The following is a 15127-nucleotide window of genomic DNA, read 5'->3' as shown; positions in this document are numbered from 1 at the left end:
GCCAAACGTCAAGATGAAAATTGGCAATCGCCAAATTTCGATTTGGCATAATGATTCGCGATCGCTATCCTACCGGCAGGGTGGGCGACGCTGCACACCTGCCAGCGCCGGGCTATGGCGCATGAAAAGTCCGCCGTCGGGCGGGCTACGCAACTTGGGGTTGAAGCATCGGCGGAAGGTTGCCTAAAGTTCTCGTAATGTTCTTGCGAATCGGGAGATGGTTGTGGACACGAGAGAAGAGTTCATCAGGTGTCTGGATCAGCTTTCTCCGGAACTCCTTTCCCTTTTCGCTCAGTGCCTTGGCTACCCTTCGCCTCGTCTGCCAGAAAGCGAGCGAAACCTTCCAATTGTGCCCGCTTCTCAGCCGGAAGGTTATCGTAGACCGATAGGATCCAAGACCGCTCATCGCGAGGCCCATCGGCCTGACCGCTGATCAAGAAACTGGGCTGCACATTCAGTGCGATCGCCACTGCCTCGATGTCCTCTGCGTTCGGTTTGGCATTGTCGCGGATGAACCATGGATTGAGGCGATGATAGGGAATGCCGGCGGAGCGAGCTAAGTCCGCCTTGCTCATGCCTTGCTCTTCCATCAGAGCGTCTATCCGCTGTGTGATCGGGTGCATCGCCATGCTGGCAGGCTATAGCTTGGCAAGTGGCAAAGACAATTTTGCATTTGCCAATTGACAGAACTTGGCAAATACCAAATATCTTGCGGCATGGACCCGAACATCATCATTGCTGAGATAGAGGCATACGCGGCTGCGTCCGGGCTCAAGGAGTCCACGATTTGTCAGCGCGCCTTTAACAATGCGAAGTTTGCCGAACGGCTTAGGGCTCGTTTGGCGCGGGGCGGAGAGGATCTCAACCGTTTCCGCCGCTTCGTAGCATTGAACCCCATCGCTTCCACCTCCGAGGACGCGGCATGACTGTTCATCATCCCACGCCCTCTTTCCGTTCTGGTGATCGTCCTTCTGCACGGGGACACAACAGCACAGGATTATCTGAAATGTCTTTCCGAAAATGCGGTGGCGAGGAGGCCGAGCGCGCCTGGTTCGCCGGCCTTCTGTGGCGCGCGTTCCCGGAGGCGCGGTCGGAGAACGAGCTGGCAGAGATCGCGGCCAGCGTGCTGACCTCGGACAGCCGGCCGGTGACGTCGCGCACCGTGCGCAACTGGCTGCGCCGCGAGAACGCCCCTCATTTTCGCTATGTGCTGAAGGTCATCGCCCTGGTCGGTGCCGAAGCGGTGTTCCAGGTCATCGATCCGGAGGTGCAGTAATGCGGATCTGGTGGCGCATCGCCCAGCGATATTACGAGGCCCGCCGCCGGCGGGCTCTGCGGCTGGCGGGAGAGTCCGCCGCCGCGGCCGATCGGTTCACAGCGCAATCGGAAAAGTTTTTCCACAGGATCAAGGGGGCACGGAAGCAATGACCGATACGGTTCTCAAGGCGCCAAAGCATCTGTGCGGGCCCCTGCCCAGCAATGTCTCCCCCTCGCTGCTTGTTGAGCGTGACGACTGGGTCTTGGCAAGGCTTGGTGAGGGTCGCTCCTACCGCATGGTCGCCGAGGCGCTCGGGATCTCGGCGAACGGGGTATATCGGGCGGTCCGCAAGGCGCGCGAACGGAAAATGGCGCAGGAACGGGGGCAAACCGACAACCAGAGCGGGCGCGCAGCTCCGCCCCTCCTGCGTAAATTTCAGGTCACCATCGACAGTCCGACCTCGGGGCTGGTCAGCCATGTCATCCGGGCCGTCGATGCGAAGGCGGCGGGCTTGCGTGGGCTGCGATCCTATCCCGAGGGCACGATCCTCGCGGGCATCAAGCCGATCGCTGCGGAGAACGCCGCATGAGCCCGCCGCGCAAGATCGAGATTCCCGGATATGACAGCGCCCGCGAGGCGGCCGAAGCTTTGGGCGTGACGGTTCAGACCGTCCACAAGCACATGCGCGTTCATGGCGACCTGTCGCGGCTGGAAAAGCCGGCGCCCGATCCCATCGCCATGCCGGACGGCAGCACCGCCGCGAGTTATACGGACGCGGCGGTTCGGCTGGGCGTGAGCGAGGGCTGCATCCGGCATCACATGCACCGGCACGGCCATCTGCGCTTCGTGGGCCGTGATCGCCGGGTCCGGACCATGGAAGGCGACGGGGCGAAGCAGCGCGTCAGGCTGGAGGAGGTGCCAGGGGTCGAGGTCGATCTTGCCGATCCGCGCCCGGAAACCGCTCCTCGGGTTGCGCTGGTGGTTTCCCTGCCTCGCGCCGCCGGGCGTCGTGTCGATGTCGAGGCGGTGATCGAGACCATTCGGCAGTGCCGGGATGAGGTCCTGGCCGAGCGCGAGGCGGCGGCATGAGCGGCGCCCGCTACTCCTGGCCGGAAGCGGCGCCTTTGTCAGTGCGCCGCATGGATCTCCGCCCGTGCCGCCGAGGACAGGAACGCGCTGCGCGTCATGCCGCGCCGCGCCGCCTCAGCGTCGATGGCATCCAGAAGACCCGGGTCCAGGGAAATGTTCACCCGCTTGGGCGATCCGCGGTCCAGGATCAGGGCGACATGGGCGATCTGCGCCCCTGCGCGCCATTCGGCAAGGGCGGGATCGGTCAGGATATCGTCAACGCTGCGGGGGGCAGGGACGTCGAGGCCGTCCTCGCGCATGCCCTGGACGTGGAAGGCCAGCGCCTGCTCACCGCGCTGGATGGCCTGCTCGACCGTATCGCCGTCAGAGATGGCGCCGGGGAAATCGGGGAAGCTGATGCCGAAGCCGCCGGCTTCGTCAGTATGCAGGAAAGCGACGTAACGCATGCTGGTCTCCTTTCAGCGCCATCCGGCCTGTCGATAGATCGACATGACTGTGCCGGGTTTGATGTCCTTGTTCGGGTGCGGAACGGTCACGCGGCCGGGCTTCTCCGGGTGCTTGAACTGCCAGTGATCGCCCTTGACCGCGACCCGGACCCAACCGTCCGCTTCCAGCATCTTGATCAGCTTCCGGCTGTTGCGTTCCATTTCCGCCCCTCTTTCTTGTGTATAGTGATACACAACAGCGTCGGACAATGCAAGGCGATTGTGTTTTATGATACACAATTTTCAGGGGCCGGCGCGCTGGCGCTGGAGGTCTTCGTTGGCCTCTACACTTCAGGGGGGAGTGCCGGGCTGGCTGGACGAAAGTATTCGCAGCAATACCACCGGCTGTCTGAAGTCGTCGTCTGGCCGCGAGATTGCGGCAAGATGAAGCGTGGGGATGATTGGCCGAAAGGTTTCCCTTCCTGTCCGCCCGGTCAGGTTTCAGAACAGCGAAGCTTGGCCGCTGGCCCCCGAGCTTCCTTCGCCGTCGTCATCGTCGTCGGCGAGTGCTTCGTTGACGCGGCCCTGGTTCGTGCCGAGCTTGGCGGCGATCTGCTGCTGGGAGAGGCCGTCTCGGCGCAACAGGCGAGCGGTCTCCCGTTCCAGCCAGCCCAAGTTGGAGCGCTGGACCGTGATGTGGTTCAGCAAGACACCCGTTACCGGGTGGTAGTAAGTAGCCATGGTTTTTCCTTCCACGTGGCTGCTGTGGTGCCGCTGTCTGTGCGAGTGCAGCGGCTTCACTCGCAGGGCGACTCGTTGGCGCGAGTCGTCCTGCAATCCCTAGTTTCTGACACAATCCGGCAGAGCGTCCATCGGGATATGCTGTGGATAAGGCATGGGGAGATGGTGGCATGACGCATCATTGCCCCGGATCGCTGGCCATCGCCGATCAGGTGATCGCCCAATGTGATGGCGATGCGGATATCGCTTCTTCAGTCTTGCTGTTTGCCGCTGCCATTGCTGGCCTGAAGGCGGGCCGGCACATCGGTGACATGGGTCGGGACCTACTGATCCGGGCCGAGTGTGCCGAGGTTCTGACCGGGCTAAAGTGGAGGCAGTGCCAGTGACCGCGCCGGCCGCCAAGCCGCTTTTCCGGGCCATCAGCGGCCAGGGCGCGACTGTCAAAGAGCCGCTGCCGCTGCCGCTGATGCCTGAGGCCCCGGTCCACGTCCGGCCGCGTGTCGAGGTCCGTCGCGGCGAGGATCGGGCCTGGCGGGGCGGTGAGCCGGCTTTCCGGTTCATGAACCGCGAGGATGGCCAGAGCCTGCATCAAGGGGTGCTGCTGTGACCCGCAATCGCATCCGCCACGAGAACGCATTCCGCGCCGGCGCCCGCGAGGGCATTCGCGAATTCCTCGCGGATCTTCTGGCGCTGACACCGGCCGAGGCTCACGACGATCTTAGGCGGCTTGCCGCCAACGTCGCGGCCCGGCCGAAATATCAACGGATCGAAAGGGAAATAACGTGATCCGCAGCAAAATCCTTGATGACGCAGGTTTCTGCATCATCCACGACCGGGCTGAGGCCTATGGCAGCGCGCGGGTCAGTTTCGACGCTATCGCCCAGGTCTGGGCCGCGCTCGACCAAGCGCGCGGTGACCGCCCGCGCGGTGCGGAGGATGTCGCGGCCTTCATGATCGCCGTGAAGCTGGTGCGGGCGTCGACCAATCCCAGTCACGTCGACAGCTGGGTCGATATCGCTGGTTTTGCTGCCCTCGGCGGCGAGATCGCGACGGAAGGCGGTGTGGCATGAACGCGCTGCCGCGCCAGATCGGCTTGGTCGCGACGGATGACCTGCCGGAATACCCGATCCCGTCATCCGTGCGGCTCGACAGCCATTTCTTCATGATGTTCAACTACCGGCGCTGGATGAACAGCGATTTCCGCAGCCTGGCCGATCACGACGTGCGTGCGGTCGCCCTCGACCTTTTCTGCGCCGCGCAGGAACAGTCGCCGGTTGGCACCCTGCCGACGGATGAGCGCCTATTGGCAAACGCGGTTGACGTGCCCCTCGACAGGTGGCGCCAGTTGAGCGCGCGCGAGGTGCCGCCGCTCTACAAATGGCAGAAGTGCATCTGTGATAACGGCCAGGTCAGGCTCTTTCATCCGGTGGTGCTGGAGGTGGTGAAATCCGCGCTCGGCCTGAAAGAGGAGTACGAGGACAAGCTCGCTGCCGACCGGGAGCGCAAGCGGCTCGGGCAGTTGCCGAACCAGATCATCCGCGCTGGCGGCAGCAGGCAGATGTCCGAGGACGATGCCTATGTCGTTCGCCTCGATCAGTATCTGCTCGATCACTTCGGCACCAAGCAGCGTCGGCCGAATGTGGTGCGGCAGGCCATGGAACAGATGGAGCTGGAGGCCCTGCGCGGGGACGGCTGATTTCGTCCGGTTTCTTCCGCCGGAAAGAATTTGGAAGGAACTCGGAAAGAACTGGAAGGAAACCGGAAGGAATTCGGAAGGAATGGGAATGGTCTGCGCCGATTTCCGGCCGTTTTCGCTCCGAAACATTCCGTTCTGAAAAGAGAAGAGAAAGAAAAGAGAAAGATAATGCCGAGTCCGGACTTCGACCGGTGTGGCTTGTGGATAAGTCGGCATGCTGGGGAAAAGAGGTGCTGGGATGAATGGCGAGGAACAGGCCCAAGGCGAAAAGCGGGTGATGCGGTTTCTGGTCGAGCCGCTGAAGAAAAGAGGGCTGGCGAAGCCGACGACGCTGACCGTTGCGGGCTTTGACGAAATGGTCAGGGATATGTGCGCTCGGTTGGCCTATATGTCAGAGGCCAGCCTGATGGCGCTGGAAGAGCAGGTGGCCGCCAATCCGGGCGGAAAGGATCGCGACCGCTTTCCGATCTCCAACCTGATTCTGTCTTGGGCGGCGGACATCCAGCCACCGGGCGACGGCGCGTCGCCCTTGATCAGGGCGGTCTTCGCCCATGCCTGCGGGCAGACAGCACTGGCCGAGGGCTGGGCGCCCGAACTTCTGGCCGAGTTGCGCAAGACGCGGCGTTGGCCGGGCGGGTGGACGCTCAAGACCATTCGCGAGGGCGCAGGCCCCGCTCTGCGACGGTTGCACGATCTGGATGCGCGCTTTGCCAGAGAGGGTGAACTCGCGCCGGCAGACCGGGACTGGCGGGATCAGCGCCTGGCTGCGATCCGGCGGTGCTGGGAAATCGCGGAAGGGCAGGCGGCATGAACGCTATGTGGCCACGTCGCGCGATGGTGCGCGAGATGACGATCCAGCAGGCGCTGGAATGGGCGTTTGCCGTCGAGCATGCCCGGATCGACTTCGACGAGACCGGGGCGCATGAGTTCGACCGCCCCGGTGTCGACAACATCTGGATCCTGCGGCGGCAGCGCGAACTGGGTTGCCGGGTCGATGGCGGCGGTACCAGCGATCCGCATCCCGATGCCCAGATCATCGCGGCGGCGGTCGAGGCGCTGCCGATCGGCGTCGGCGGCAGGGGCATGGCGCTGCTGGTTGCGGAATGTGCCCGGGCACGGCGGGTGCCGGATTGGCGAGAGGATGAACGGCGCGGCATCGTGCCGTGCGGCTGGGATATGACGGATGCAGGGGAATGGCTTGCCAGCACACGCAAGCTCGATGCTGTCACCTTCCGGGATAGGCGCGGCAGGACGAAGACCTATCGCCCGGTGATTTGCCCCATCAGCGATACCGGAACGGCTGCCGTTCTGGCCAAGCGTCGGCGCGTGTATCTGGCTTGGTATGGCGCGTTGCTGCACCTGCTGTCGGAGCTGTCCTGGTGCAGTGGCTTCACCGCCATCAGGCTGGTGGACGGGCTGCCTGATCTCTCTCCGTGGAATAGCGCTTGACTTCCCCCTGGCTTCCTTGACATTCTGCCGTCACCACACCTGCGCCCGGAGGAAAAAATCCTCTCGGGCGCTTCTCGTTTCTGGCGGTCACTTCTTGCCGTTCTTACCGGCTTTGTTCACGGCCATGACCGCGAGCGCTGTCAGCTTGGAATTAGCGGCCTTCTCTTCGTCCAGGATCGACGTGAGGAGATCGTGGGCTTCATCATGGCCCAAGACCTTGGCCCATTCCCGGAGGGTGCCATAACGAGCGATCTCGTAATGTTCGACTGCCTGGGCCGCGCCGATCAGGGAGACATCAAGGGCGTGACCGGATGCCTCCTCGATCAGACCATCGGCTTCCTTCAGCAGACCGTCCATGGCGTCGCATTTCTCGCCCTTGGCCTCTTGGCCTATCGATTTGAACACGGCCTCGAGTGTCTTGATGTGGCCCTTCGTCTCTTTCAGGTGGCTGTCGATCAGCGTCTTCAATTCGGCGTTGTTGGCCGATTTCGAGACCTTGGGGAGCGCCTTGGCAAGGGCGTTCTCCGCCCAGTAGATGTCTTGCAATGTATGTTCAAAGGCATCGCTGAGGGTCTTCATCTGGTTCTCCTACTTTCGGGTTTGAATGTCGGGACAGAACGTCGCCCGCCGGATAACTCCTGCGGGCGACGTTGGTTCGGATCTGTTTCCAGGCATCAGTGTTGATGCTCGGGCATTTCCTTGAGTTGGTCCTTGGTCCATTGGGTCACGGCGTGGACGCTCCCGCCTTCGTCGCGCATGAAGTCGAGATCGCGCACGGGCACTGCGACGGGTTTTGAGCCGATACCGAGGAAGCCACCGACATCGACAATGACCTGTGCATCAGGGCCCATCCCATGAAGGTGGGCAACGGTGCCGATGGTATCGTCGAATGGGCCGTAGATCGTGGCGCCAGTCAACACGGCATCGGTAAGCTCGTCTTCGGACAAGCGGACATGATTTTCGTGATCCATTGTTTCCTCCTTACCACGGGATCCAACGTGATCAGCATTTGCCCGTTCCGTTAATAAATGTTGTGAGAGGCATGCCGTGCTGAAGCTCACCCTCAATGATTGGGAGATGCAGGCGCATCTGTCCCGGCTTTCGGGTCGCCAGGTGCGGATCGCCGGGTCATGGGCGCTGAACGATACGGCGCGGGATGTTCTCGCCCATGTGCAGGGCCGGATGGATGAGGTTTTCGACCGGCCGACGCCGTTCACCAAGAACGCCTTCACGGTGAAGGGGGCGCGGCCTGACAACCTGACGGCCGAGGTCATGGAGCGGCCATCGGTGGGGCGGCGGCATTTCCTGAAGGTGCAGGAAAGCGGCGGCGCCCGCAGCCGGACCGGCCTCGAGGGTCTTCTGGATGCGCGTCTCGCCTATGACGGGATCATCACCGCCGTCACACCGGCGAGCGGGGCCAAGCTCAACGCTTATGGCAACTGGGACACAGGCGAACGCAACCGCGTGCTGTCTGCGGTGCAGGCACAGCGGGATACGACGGCGAACACCACGAAGGCCTCGCGCAAGCGAAACCGCAAGCGGGCCGGCTTCTTCGTGCCGCAGGCTGAAAGCCGGCTGTCGGCAGGGATATGGAAGCGCGAGGCCGATGGCACCATCAGCAAGGTGCTACACTTCACGCGTGCCATGCCGACCTATGATCCGCGCCTGGGCTTCTTCGACGGCGCGGCCGACGTGTATCAGACCAGGCTGCCCGATCATCTTCGTCGCACCATCGCCAAGATGGCGGCGCGGTCGGGTGGTTGACGCTGGCTGGCCGGGCAATGAGGCTGAAAAAAATAAAAAAATCATGGACCGTAACCCTCTGTCCGCCAGAAGCATGGAAAAGTTACAGGGCCTAACCCCGCGTCCTGCCACCCTCATTGCCTGAAAAACGGGCACCCCCTCGGGTCCTTCCCCCCATCGGGCCGCGCGGGGGTCATTCGCGCCCCGATGGTTTCGGGTCCCTTAACATCTGGAAAAGCCTAAACTGGCTTAACAATCAAACGGTAAGAGGATGACTGGTCTGAACACAACGGAGCTTGCGGCACGGCTGGCCGTGTCGAAGGCGCGTATCAGCCAGTATGTCAGCGAGGGAAAGCTGGAGGGCTGCTATACCGGTGACGGGCGCGGTCGCCGCTTCGACCTGGAGAAGGTGGCCCACGCCCTTGGCCGAAAGTTGCATCCCGGCCAGATGCTCGGGAACGGCGCTGCCACCAGAGATGCTCTGCGCGACCTTGGCAATGACGATCCGCAGCCCGCCGCCCCGCGGCCGAGGACGGATGCGACGCTGCCGGTGGGCGATCCGGACCGCTACGAGATGGCGCGGACCCTGAAGGCGGAAGAAGAGGCCCGCCGACTTCGCCGCCAGAATATGGCCGAGGAGCGGACATGGGTTCTTGCCGAGGAAGTCGAGCGCCACACCGCGCGAGCGATGACGCAGGAGATCGCGCAGTTCGAGACCATGCTCCGCGATGCCGCCCGCGCTGTCGCGGATCAGTTCGGGCTGGATTTTCGGTCCGTGCGCAAGGTGCTGATGGATGAATGGCGGCGTTACCGGGCCGCACGGTCCTCCCAGCTCGGGAATCAGGCGCAGACAACGGCCATGACCCCGGATGAACAAGAGGCAGATGTCTGATGGGCTTTCTGGCTTCGGCTGAGGCGGCCGTCCTACGCGGCCTGGCCTTCGCCATGGTTCCGCCGCCGCCGCCGGACATTACACGCTGGTGCGAGGAGAATATCGTTTTCGACGAACGGTCCCCGATTCCTGGCCCGTTCCGGATCGAGCGCTTCCCCTTCCTGCGCGAAATCCACGAGGTGTTGAGCCCCGAGCATCCGGCGCGCGAGGTCTCGGTCCGTGGCAGCGCACAATGGGGCAAGACGGTCTCGCTGCTCAATCCGACGGTCGCGGCATGGCACGAATATGGGCCTCTCGACAGCCTGGTGGTTCATCCGACCACGTCATCCGCGACCGAATGGGTGCGGAACAAGTGGATGCCGATGCGGCGCCAGGCGCCAAGCTTGCGCGATGTCTTCGGTGACGGCCGGGGTGAACAGACGGATACGCTGTTCAACCAGGAGACCATGCGGCGCGACGGTTCGTTGAAGGTTGTCAGCGCCGGTTCGCCGGATGACCTCGCTGGTACGACCCGTCGCCTGGTGATCATGGATGACGCGGCCAAGTTCGAAATGACGCCGAAGGGCGATCCCGAGCAGCTGGCCGCCAGCCGTGCAGCGGGGTTCGAGGATGCCAAGATCGTGCGGATTTCGACGCCGCAGATCCTCGGCACCTGCCGGATCACCCGGGCCTTCGACCGGAGCGACCAGCGATTTTACCACGTGCCATGTCCGCATTGCGGCAACATGGCACCCCTGACCTGGGAGAACTTCCGCAAGACCATTGACCCCGAGCGCCTGCACGCCGCGCATTTTACCTGCGAGGCTTGCAACGGTTCGATCTTGCACAGCCACAAGTTGGCGATGGTTTCTGCGGGAAAATGGGTGCCGCGCAACCCCCGCGGCGATCATCCCGGCTTCCATCTGTGGCGAGCCTATGTCCCCCAGCGTGACTGGGCGTCTATCGCGGTGGAATACGCCCAGGTCATGGGCTGGACAGGCATGACGGTGACTGAGGCGACTGAAGAGGCGATCCGCGGCAAGGTTGAGGCCGAGACGGAACAGACCTTCTGGAACGACGTGCTCGGACTGCCCTTCGAGCAAGCATCGAAGGGTCCGGATTGGGAAGCGTTGCGCGACCGGACCGAGAATGCCGAGCCGGGTGCCGTCCTTCCTCGGGGGGTCGTTCCGGCATGCGGCGTGCTTCTGACCGCTGGGGTGGACTTCCAGGCTGACCGGATCGAGGTGACTGTATGCGCCTATGGCCGGAACTATCGCCGATGGGTGGTCGATCATATCGTTGTGCCGCATCACATCGGTGATGACGACGGGCGCAATGCGTTGGATTCGCTGCTCAAGGCGACCTGGCGTACAGAGCTGGGATTGCGCCTGCCGCTGGACATGATGGCGGCGGACGAGGGCGGCTTTACCGAGGACGTGCGCGACTGGGCAAAGCGCCATCCTTGGACGCGGGTGATCCTGGTGAAGGGTTCCTCTTCGGCCAATGGTCCGATCCTGCGGCCACAGTCGGATCGCAAGGCGAACGGGCGGCAGATCAAGCGGCAGAAGCGCGGCTGGATATTGAACGTCAGCCAGCTGAAGGCTGATTTCTACGGCTGGCTTGCCAAGGAGGACCCGGAGGAACGTGGTTACATCGCCTTCGCCAAGGGCCTGGGCGATGAGTATTACCGGCAGATCACCTCCGAGGTTCGGGTGCTGAAGCGCGCGACCTCCGGCACCATGGTCTCGAAATGGGAACTGGTCGAACCTAGCCGGCGCAACGAGTGCCTGGACACCATGAACTATTCCGAGGCTGCGGCGCGCAAAAAGGGCTGGACCGCCATGACCGACGACCAGTGGGATCTGATCGAGGCCGAAAGAGGGGTTCCGGCACCGGAAGAGCAGGCCGACTTGTTCGATGCCGCCATGCCGGTGGTGCCGCTTTCGGTCCGGGCGATGGCCAAGGCGCCGACGGAGAAACCAGAACTGAAACGGCCAGAGCCCAGCCCGCCTTCCGGAGGCGGATGGCTCGGGGAGCGTAAGGGGAAATGGCTGTGAGCATCTATTCGATCGAGGAGTACCGGACCCTTTGCATGATGATCGCCAAGGGCGTCACCAGCCTTGAGGTGAACGGCGAGCGGGTGACCTATCGCAGCCTGAGCGAGATGCTTCGCATCAAGGCCTTGATGGAGACCGATCTCGGGTTGGCCGGTGCTGCCGGCCGGACACGCCAGCAGTATCCCGTCTACCGCAAGGAGTAATCCGATGAACCTGCTTGATCGGGCTATCGCTGCGGTATCCCCGCAATGGGGGATGCGACGCGCTCGCGCCCGCGCGGTGACCGCACATTACGACGCTGCCGGGATCGGAAGGCGAACGTCCTCGATGAAGGCTGCCCGCACCGATGCCGATGCAGCCGCTCGTCAGCGCCAGCGCATGGCCTGGTATGCGCGCGACATGGTGCGCAACACGCCTTTCGCCACCCGCGCGCAGTCGGTGATCTGTGGCGGCATCGTCGGCGACGGCATCCTGCCCAAGGTGGTGCTGTCCTATACCGGCCTGAAGGAAACCGCCCGCAAGCGGGTCCGGGATCGCGGGCTGGAGCTGATCGAGGCGCATTTCGACACCTGCGCCATTGACCGGCAAGGGCGTCAGAATCTCTACGGCCTGCAAAGGCTGGTGGCGAATACCGTGGTGGACGCTGGCGAATGTCTCGTCCGCATCTATCACAGCCACCCTGACCCCAGCGCGCTGCCATTGCAGTTGGACGTGCTGGAGCCGGATTACCTCGATGACGGCAAGTTCGGCTGGACGGCGACGGGCAACGAGATCCGCGACGGCATAGAATATGACGCCACTGGGCGCCGCGTCGCCTATTGGCTGTATCCGGAGCATCCTGGAGGCGACTGGACGCCAGGGGCGCGTCGCGGGATTTCCGAACGGGTGCCTGCGGAGGAGGTGCTGCACATCTATCGGCAGGACCGCCCCGGCCAGATGCGAGGCGTGACCTGGTTCGCGCCGGTGATGATGCGGCTTCAGGATCTTGCCGACCATGAGGATGCGCAGCTGATGCGGCAGAAGATCGCCGCCTGCTTTGCGGCCTTCCGTGTGCGTTCCGAAGGCGGAAAGGGCGGCGAGATTGCCGAACTGGCGCCGGGGATGATCTACGACCTTGGCGAGGACGAGGATGTCAAATTCGCCGAACCGCCCGGTGTCGATGGTTACGACGAATTCACCCGTTCGGTGCTTCGCTCGGTCGCGGCAGGCATGGGCATCACCTATGAGGCGCTGACCGGGGACCTGGGTCAGGTCAATTTCAGTTCGGCCCGGATGGGGCGGCTGGAGATGGATCAGAACATCAGCGCCTGGCAGTGGCTGATGCTGATCCCCCAGATGATGCAGCCGCTGGCGCAGGCCTTCATCACCGCATGGAATGGCCATGACGGCGCCGCGATGATCAAGGCCGGCCTTCCGGCCGATATCTGGCGGCACCTTCGTCTTGAATGGCAACCACCGCGCAAGGTCATCGTCGATCCGACGCGCGAGATTGCCGCCTTGGCGGATGCGGTGCGCAATGGTTTCGCGTCGCGGCAGCAGGTTGTGCGACAGCTTGGCGTCGATCCCGAGCGGCTGCTCGATGAAATCGAACAGGATCGCGCCGATGCCGCCCGGCTGAACCTGTCCTTCGACAGTGATCCGGGCTCCGGTTCCGTCGCCGGCGCGGCGAGGTCCGAGGCTGAAGAGATCGTGGAGAACGGTCGGGCCAAGGCGCATTATCGAAAGGGTATGTGATGAACGAGCTGCGTCTTTACGGCACGGTGGGATCGTCCTTCTGGGACGAGGAGTATTTCACGGCGCGGCAGGTGCGCGAGCAACTTGACGGCATGTCCGGTCCGCTGACCGTGCGGATCAACTCCGGCGGAGGTATCGCGACCGAAGGGCAGGCGATCTATACGGCGCTGCGCGCCTACGAGGGCGAGGTGCAAGTCGTCATCGAAGGCGTGGCGGCATCCGCTGCCAGCCTGATCGCGATGGCCGGCGACAGCATCACCATGACGCTCGGCGCCATCATGATGATCCACGATCCCGCCTCGTGGTGGGTGGAAGGTCGCGGCACCGAGGATGATCATCTTCATGCTGCCCAGGGTCTCGGGGTTATCGCCAAGGCCTATGCCGGCATCTACGCCAAGCGTGCAGGCATCACGGTCGAGGACGCCCGGGCGATCATGAAGGCCGAGACGTATTTCGACGGTCCGGCGGCGGTCGAGGCGGGGTTTGCCACGTCCGCCGAGGACGATGGTGAGGCCCTGGAACCTGCCGCCTTCGACTATCGCATCTACGGGCACGCGCCCGAGACCCTGCTTGCCGCCGCCGGCGCGCTCCCACGCCAGCGGCCTGTTTCGTCGGTGGTGGCCATGATGGCCGGCGCCGCAATGCCCACCGCCAAAGGAGGAAAGACCATGGCGAAACCCAAGGTGACGGCGGTGACCGCCGCCGAAGAGGACAATCCGGATGCCGGGGAGGAAGCGCAAGCCGCGGCCGAGAATGAGACCGAGGCGGAGGCCGCCGAGGACGATCAGGACGGCGGGGGCGGCGATGCCGGCGAAGCCGATGAGGATGCGGCCGAGCCGCTGAGTGCTGATGCTGTCGCCATCCTGCACATCTGCGCACGCAAGGGCGTTCCGACCGAGCGCGCCCTGGACATGATCGAGCGCGGGCTGACCTGCGCCCAGGCGACCGCCGAACTGCAAGGAGCATCCACGCAAATGGCCATCAAGAACCGTGCGCCGCGCGCCACCATCCAGCGTGATGAGCGCGCCACCCGCCGCAGCGGCATGACGGATGCGCTGGTCGCCCAGATGCAGGGCAAGCGCGAGGTGACCGGTCCCGCCGCGGCCTATATGGGCATGTCGATCATCGAGATGGCGGCCGCCTCGGTCGGGCATCGCGGTGCGATCCGCAGTTGGGGCGAGAAAGAGCAGGTGCTGATGCAGGCGATGCACACCACCCGCGATTTCCCTGCCATCTTCGAGAACGCGCTGAACAAGCAGCTGCAGGAAAAATACCAGCTTGCTGCGCCGACCTATCGCCAGATCTCGCGCAAGCGGAATTTCAAGGATTTCCGGCCCATGCCGCTGGTGCGCACGGGTGATTTCCCCACGCTCAAGCCGATCAGCGAAGCCGGTGAGATCAAGTGGGGCACCTTCGGCGAAGGTCGCGAGCAGGCACTGATCAGTTCCTATGGCGTCGGTGTCACCATCAGCCGCCAGATGATGATCAACGACGAACTGGGCGCCATCGACGAAGTTCTTTCGAACTACGGTATGACCGTCGCGCTTTTCGAGGAGCGGACCTTCTATGCCTTCGCCCTTGCGGCTGTCATGGCGGACGGCAACACGATCTTTCACGCCTCGCACGGCAACCTCGCCTCGGGCGGCGCGGCGTCGGCCATCAACACGGCCGCCGTTTCCGCCGGTCGCGCGGCCATGCGAAAGCAGAAGTCAATCGACGGCAACACGCTGAACATCGTGCCGAACATCCTGCTGGTGGGGCCTGACAAGGAAACCGAGGCGGAGATGTTCGTGGCCCAGATCACGCCAACGGCCACGACTGATGTGAACCCGTTCTCGGGTCGGCTCACTCCGGTCGTCACGGCAGAGATCAGCGGTAACGCGTGGTATTTGCTGTCCTCGGCCAATCCCTGCTGGATCCATGGCTACCTCGAAGGCGCCGAGGCCCCGCGTCTTCGCACCGATGAGCCCTTCGGCCGCCAGGGCTTCTCGATGACGCTGGAACACGATTTCGGCCTGGGCGCCGCGGATTATCGCGGTGGCTACAAGAACAACGGCGCCTGAT

23 protein-coding genes are annotated in these 15127 nt (G+C 63.5%); 17 read left to right on the top strand and 6 right to left on the bottom strand.

Annotated features, from left to right (window positions below; translation table 11 throughout):
• Positions 1–245: 245 nt before the first annotated feature.
• Positions 246–629 carry a helix-turn-helix transcriptional regulator gene (locus NBE95_RS19915; protein ID WP_289896196.1) on the bottom strand — a complete coding sequence of 128 codons (384 nt, stop codon included), beginning with the start codon at positions 627–629 and terminating at the stop codon, positions 246–248.
• A gap of 87 nt (positions 630–716) precedes the next feature.
• Here NBE95_RS19915 and NBE95_RS19910 point away from each other — a divergent pair, with 87 nt between their 5' ends.
• The 4 genes from NBE95_RS19910 (at position 717) to NBE95_RS19895 (ending at position 2347) form a co-directional block, all read left to right on the top strand.
• Complete coding sequence (locus tag NBE95_RS19910) at positions 717–926, top strand: hypothetical protein (protein WP_289896195.1); 210 nt, start codon at positions 717–719, stop codon at positions 924–926.
• Positions 927–1006: 80 nt separating this feature from the next.
• A complete protein-coding gene (locus NBE95_RS19905; protein ID WP_289896194.1) occupies positions 1007–1276 on the top strand; it encodes a hypothetical protein in 270 nt (89 codons plus the stop codon).
• A gap of 148 nt (positions 1277–1424) precedes the next feature.
• The gene (locus tag NBE95_RS19900; protein ID WP_289896193.1) at positions 1425–1847 is read left to right on the top strand and encodes a hypothetical protein; all 423 of its coding nucleotides are present in this window, start codon (positions 1425–1427) and stop codon (positions 1845–1847) included.
• Entirely contained in the window at positions 1844–2347 is a 504-nt protein-coding gene (locus tag NBE95_RS19895; RefSeq protein WP_289896192.1) for a hypothetical protein, read from the top strand. The genes NBE95_RS19900 and NBE95_RS19895 overlap by 4 nt, the downstream gene beginning before the upstream one ends.
• Before the next feature lie 38 nt (positions 2348–2385).
• Here NBE95_RS19895 and NBE95_RS19890 read toward each other — a convergent pair whose 3' ends face one another.
• From NBE95_RS19890 to NBE95_RS19880, 3 genes are all read right to left on the bottom strand, one after another.
• Entirely contained in the window at positions 2386–2793 is a 408-nt protein-coding gene (locus tag NBE95_RS19890) for a type II toxin-antitoxin system HicB family antitoxin (RefSeq protein WP_289896191.1), read from the bottom strand.
• Between the two features lie 12 nt (positions 2794–2805).
• Positions 2806–2994 (bottom strand): type II toxin-antitoxin system HicA family toxin, encoded by a 189-nt coding sequence (locus tag NBE95_RS19885; protein ID WP_028716902.1) that lies wholly within the window; start codon positions 2992–2994, stop codon positions 2806–2808.
• A gap of 279 nt (positions 2995–3273) precedes the next feature.
• Positions 3274–3513 (bottom strand): hypothetical protein, encoded by a 240-nt coding sequence (locus NBE95_RS19880; RefSeq protein WP_289896190.1) that lies wholly within the window; start codon positions 3511–3513, stop codon positions 3274–3276.
• 170 nt (positions 3514–3683) lie between these two features.
• On the opposite strand from NBE95_RS19880, the gene NBE95_RS19875 reads away from it, so the two are divergent.
• The 7 genes from NBE95_RS19875 (at position 3684) to NBE95_RS19845 (ending at position 6658) form a co-directional block, all read left to right on the top strand.
• Positions 3684–3899: a hypothetical protein gene (locus NBE95_RS19875; RefSeq protein ID WP_289896189.1), complete on the top strand. Its 216-nt coding sequence runs from the start codon at positions 3684–3686 to the stop codon at positions 3897–3899.
• The gene (locus NBE95_RS19870; RefSeq protein ID WP_289896188.1) at positions 3896–4120 is read left to right on the top strand and encodes a hypothetical protein; all 225 of its coding nucleotides are present in this window, start codon (positions 3896–3898) and stop codon (positions 4118–4120) included. Before NBE95_RS19875 ends, NBE95_RS19870 begins: the two co-directional genes overlap by 4 nt.
• Positions 4117–4299 (top strand): hypothetical protein, encoded by a 183-nt coding sequence (locus NBE95_RS19865; RefSeq protein ID WP_289896187.1) that lies wholly within the window; start codon positions 4117–4119, stop codon positions 4297–4299. The genes NBE95_RS19870 and NBE95_RS19865 overlap by 4 nt, the downstream gene beginning before the upstream one ends.
• A complete protein-coding gene (locus NBE95_RS19860; protein WP_289896186.1) occupies positions 4296–4583 on the top strand; it encodes a DUF6378 domain-containing protein in 288 nt (95 codons plus the stop codon). The genes NBE95_RS19865 and NBE95_RS19860 overlap by 4 nt, the downstream gene beginning before the upstream one ends.
• On the top strand, positions 4580–5209 hold the full coding sequence (locus NBE95_RS19855) for a hypothetical protein (protein WP_289896185.1): 630 nt from the start codon (positions 4580–4582) through the stop codon (positions 5207–5209). Before NBE95_RS19860 ends, NBE95_RS19855 begins: the two co-directional genes overlap by 4 nt.
• Before the next feature lie 238 nt (positions 5210–5447).
• Positions 5448–6020, top strand: coding sequence for a hypothetical protein (locus NBE95_RS19850; RefSeq protein WP_289896184.1), 573 nt, complete (start codon positions 5448–5450; stop codon positions 6018–6020).
• A gap of 23 nt (positions 6021–6043) precedes the next feature.
• On the top strand, positions 6044–6658 hold the full coding sequence (locus tag NBE95_RS19845) for a hypothetical protein (protein ID WP_289896183.1): 615 nt from the start codon (positions 6044–6046) through the stop codon (positions 6656–6658).
• Between the two features lie 87 nt (positions 6659–6745).
• On the opposite strand, the gene NBE95_RS19840 is transcribed toward NBE95_RS19845, so the two are convergent.
• Together NBE95_RS19840 and NBE95_RS19835 are read right to left on the bottom strand one after the other, a co-directional pair.
• A complete protein-coding gene (locus NBE95_RS19840; RefSeq protein ID WP_289896182.1) occupies positions 6746–7237 on the bottom strand; it encodes a ferritin-like domain-containing protein in 492 nt (163 codons plus the stop codon).
• 95 nt (positions 7238–7332) lie between these two features.
• Positions 7333–7629: a PRC-barrel domain containing protein gene (locus NBE95_RS19835; protein ID WP_289896181.1), complete on the bottom strand. Its 297-nt coding sequence runs from the start codon at positions 7627–7629 to the stop codon at positions 7333–7335.
• Positions 7630–7705: 76 nt separating this feature from the next.
• Here NBE95_RS19835 and NBE95_RS19830 point away from each other — a divergent pair, with 76 nt between their 5' ends.
• The 6 genes from NBE95_RS19830 (at position 7706) to NBE95_RS19805 (ending at position 15126) form a co-directional block, all read left to right on the top strand.
• Complete coding sequence (locus NBE95_RS19830; protein WP_289896180.1) at positions 7706–8422, top strand: hypothetical protein; 717 nt, start codon at positions 7706–7708, stop codon at positions 8420–8422.
• Between the two features lie 250 nt (positions 8423–8672).
• Positions 8673–9293, top strand: a complete 621-nt coding sequence (locus NBE95_RS19825; RefSeq protein ID WP_289896179.1) for a hypothetical protein — start codon at positions 8673–8675, stop codon at positions 9291–9293.
• On the top strand, positions 9293–11329 hold the full coding sequence (locus NBE95_RS19820; protein WP_289896178.1) for a terminase gpA endonuclease subunit: 2037 nt from the start codon (positions 9293–9295) through the stop codon (positions 11327–11329). The genes NBE95_RS19825 and NBE95_RS19820 overlap by 1 nt, the downstream gene beginning before the upstream one ends.
• A complete protein-coding gene (locus NBE95_RS19815) occupies positions 11326–11532 on the top strand; it encodes a hypothetical protein (RefSeq protein WP_289896177.1) in 207 nt (68 codons plus the stop codon). The genes NBE95_RS19820 and NBE95_RS19815 overlap by 4 nt, the downstream gene beginning before the upstream one ends.
• On the top strand, positions 11483–13063 hold the full coding sequence (locus NBE95_RS19810; protein ID WP_289896176.1) for a phage portal protein: 1581 nt from the start codon (positions 11483–11485) through the stop codon (positions 13061–13063). Before NBE95_RS19815 ends, NBE95_RS19810 begins: the two co-directional genes overlap by 50 nt.
• A complete protein-coding gene (locus NBE95_RS19805) occupies positions 13063–15126 on the top strand; it encodes a head maturation protease, ClpP-related (protein WP_289896536.1) in 2064 nt (687 codons plus the stop codon). The genes NBE95_RS19810 and NBE95_RS19805 overlap by 1 nt, the downstream gene beginning before the upstream one ends.
• Position 15127 lies beyond the last annotated feature (1 nt).

It is taken from the genome of Paracoccus sp. TOH, from assembly GCF_030388245.1.
GTDB classification, from domain to species: domain Bacteria; phylum Pseudomonadota; class Alphaproteobacteria; order Rhodobacterales; family Rhodobacteraceae; genus Paracoccus; species Paracoccus simplex.
This window is presented reverse-complemented; position numbering and strand designations above follow the sequence as displayed.

Excerpts from the sequence above, each read along its gene's own strand:
- NBE95_RS19915 (WP_289896196.1), bottom strand. The coding sequence starts at position 629 with ATGGCGATGCACCCGATCACACAGCGGATAGACGCTCTGATGGAAGAG.
- NBE95_RS19910 (WP_289896195.1), top strand. The coding sequence starts at position 717 with ATGGACCCGAACATCATCATTGCTGAGATAGAGGCATACGCGGCTGCG.
- NBE95_RS19905 (WP_289896194.1), top strand. The coding sequence starts at position 1,007 with ATGTCTTTCCGAAAATGCGGTGGCGAGGAGGCCGAGCGCGCCTGGTTC.
- NBE95_RS19900 (WP_289896193.1), top strand. The coding sequence starts at position 1,425 with ATGACCGATACGGTTCTCAAGGCGCCAAAGCATCTGTGCGGGCCCCTG.
- NBE95_RS19895 (WP_289896192.1), top strand. The coding sequence starts at position 1,844 with ATGAGCCCGCCGCGCAAGATCGAGATTCCCGGATATGACAGCGCCCGC.
- NBE95_RS19890 (WP_289896191.1), bottom strand. The coding sequence starts at position 2,793 with ATGCGTTACGTCGCTTTCCTGCATACTGACGAAGCCGGCGGCTTCGGC.
- NBE95_RS19885 (WP_028716902.1), bottom strand. The coding sequence starts at position 2,994 with ATGGAACGCAACAGCCGGAAGCTGATCAAGATGCTGGAAGCGGACGGT.
- NBE95_RS19880 (WP_289896190.1), bottom strand. The coding sequence starts at position 3,513 with ATGGCTACTTACTACCACCCGGTAACGGGTGTCTTGCTGAACCACATC.
- NBE95_RS19875 (WP_289896189.1), top strand. The coding sequence starts at position 3,684 with ATGACGCATCATTGCCCCGGATCGCTGGCCATCGCCGATCAGGTGATC.
- NBE95_RS19855 (WP_289896185.1), top strand. The coding sequence starts at position 4,580 with ATGAACGCGCTGCCGCGCCAGATCGGCTTGGTCGCGACGGATGACCTG.
- NBE95_RS19850 (WP_289896184.1), top strand. The coding sequence starts at position 5,448 with ATGAATGGCGAGGAACAGGCCCAAGGCGAAAAGCGGGTGATGCGGTTT.
- NBE95_RS19845 (WP_289896183.1), top strand. The coding sequence starts at position 6,044 with ATGGTGCGCGAGATGACGATCCAGCAGGCGCTGGAATGGGCGTTTGCC.
- NBE95_RS19840 (WP_289896182.1), bottom strand. The coding sequence starts at position 7,237 with ATGAAGACCCTCAGCGATGCCTTTGAACATACATTGCAAGACATCTAC.
- NBE95_RS19835 (WP_289896181.1), bottom strand. The coding sequence starts at position 7,629 with ATGGATCACGAAAATCATGTCCGCTTGTCCGAAGACGAGCTTACCGAT.
- NBE95_RS19825 (WP_289896179.1), top strand. The coding sequence starts at position 8,673 with ATGACTGGTCTGAACACAACGGAGCTTGCGGCACGGCTGGCCGTGTCG.
- NBE95_RS19820 (WP_289896178.1), top strand. The coding sequence starts at position 9,293 with ATGGGCTTTCTGGCTTCGGCTGAGGCGGCCGTCCTACGCGGCCTGGCC.
- NBE95_RS19805 (WP_289896536.1), top strand. The coding sequence starts at position 13,063 with ATGAACGAGCTGCGTCTTTACGGCACGGTGGGATCGTCCTTCTGGGAC.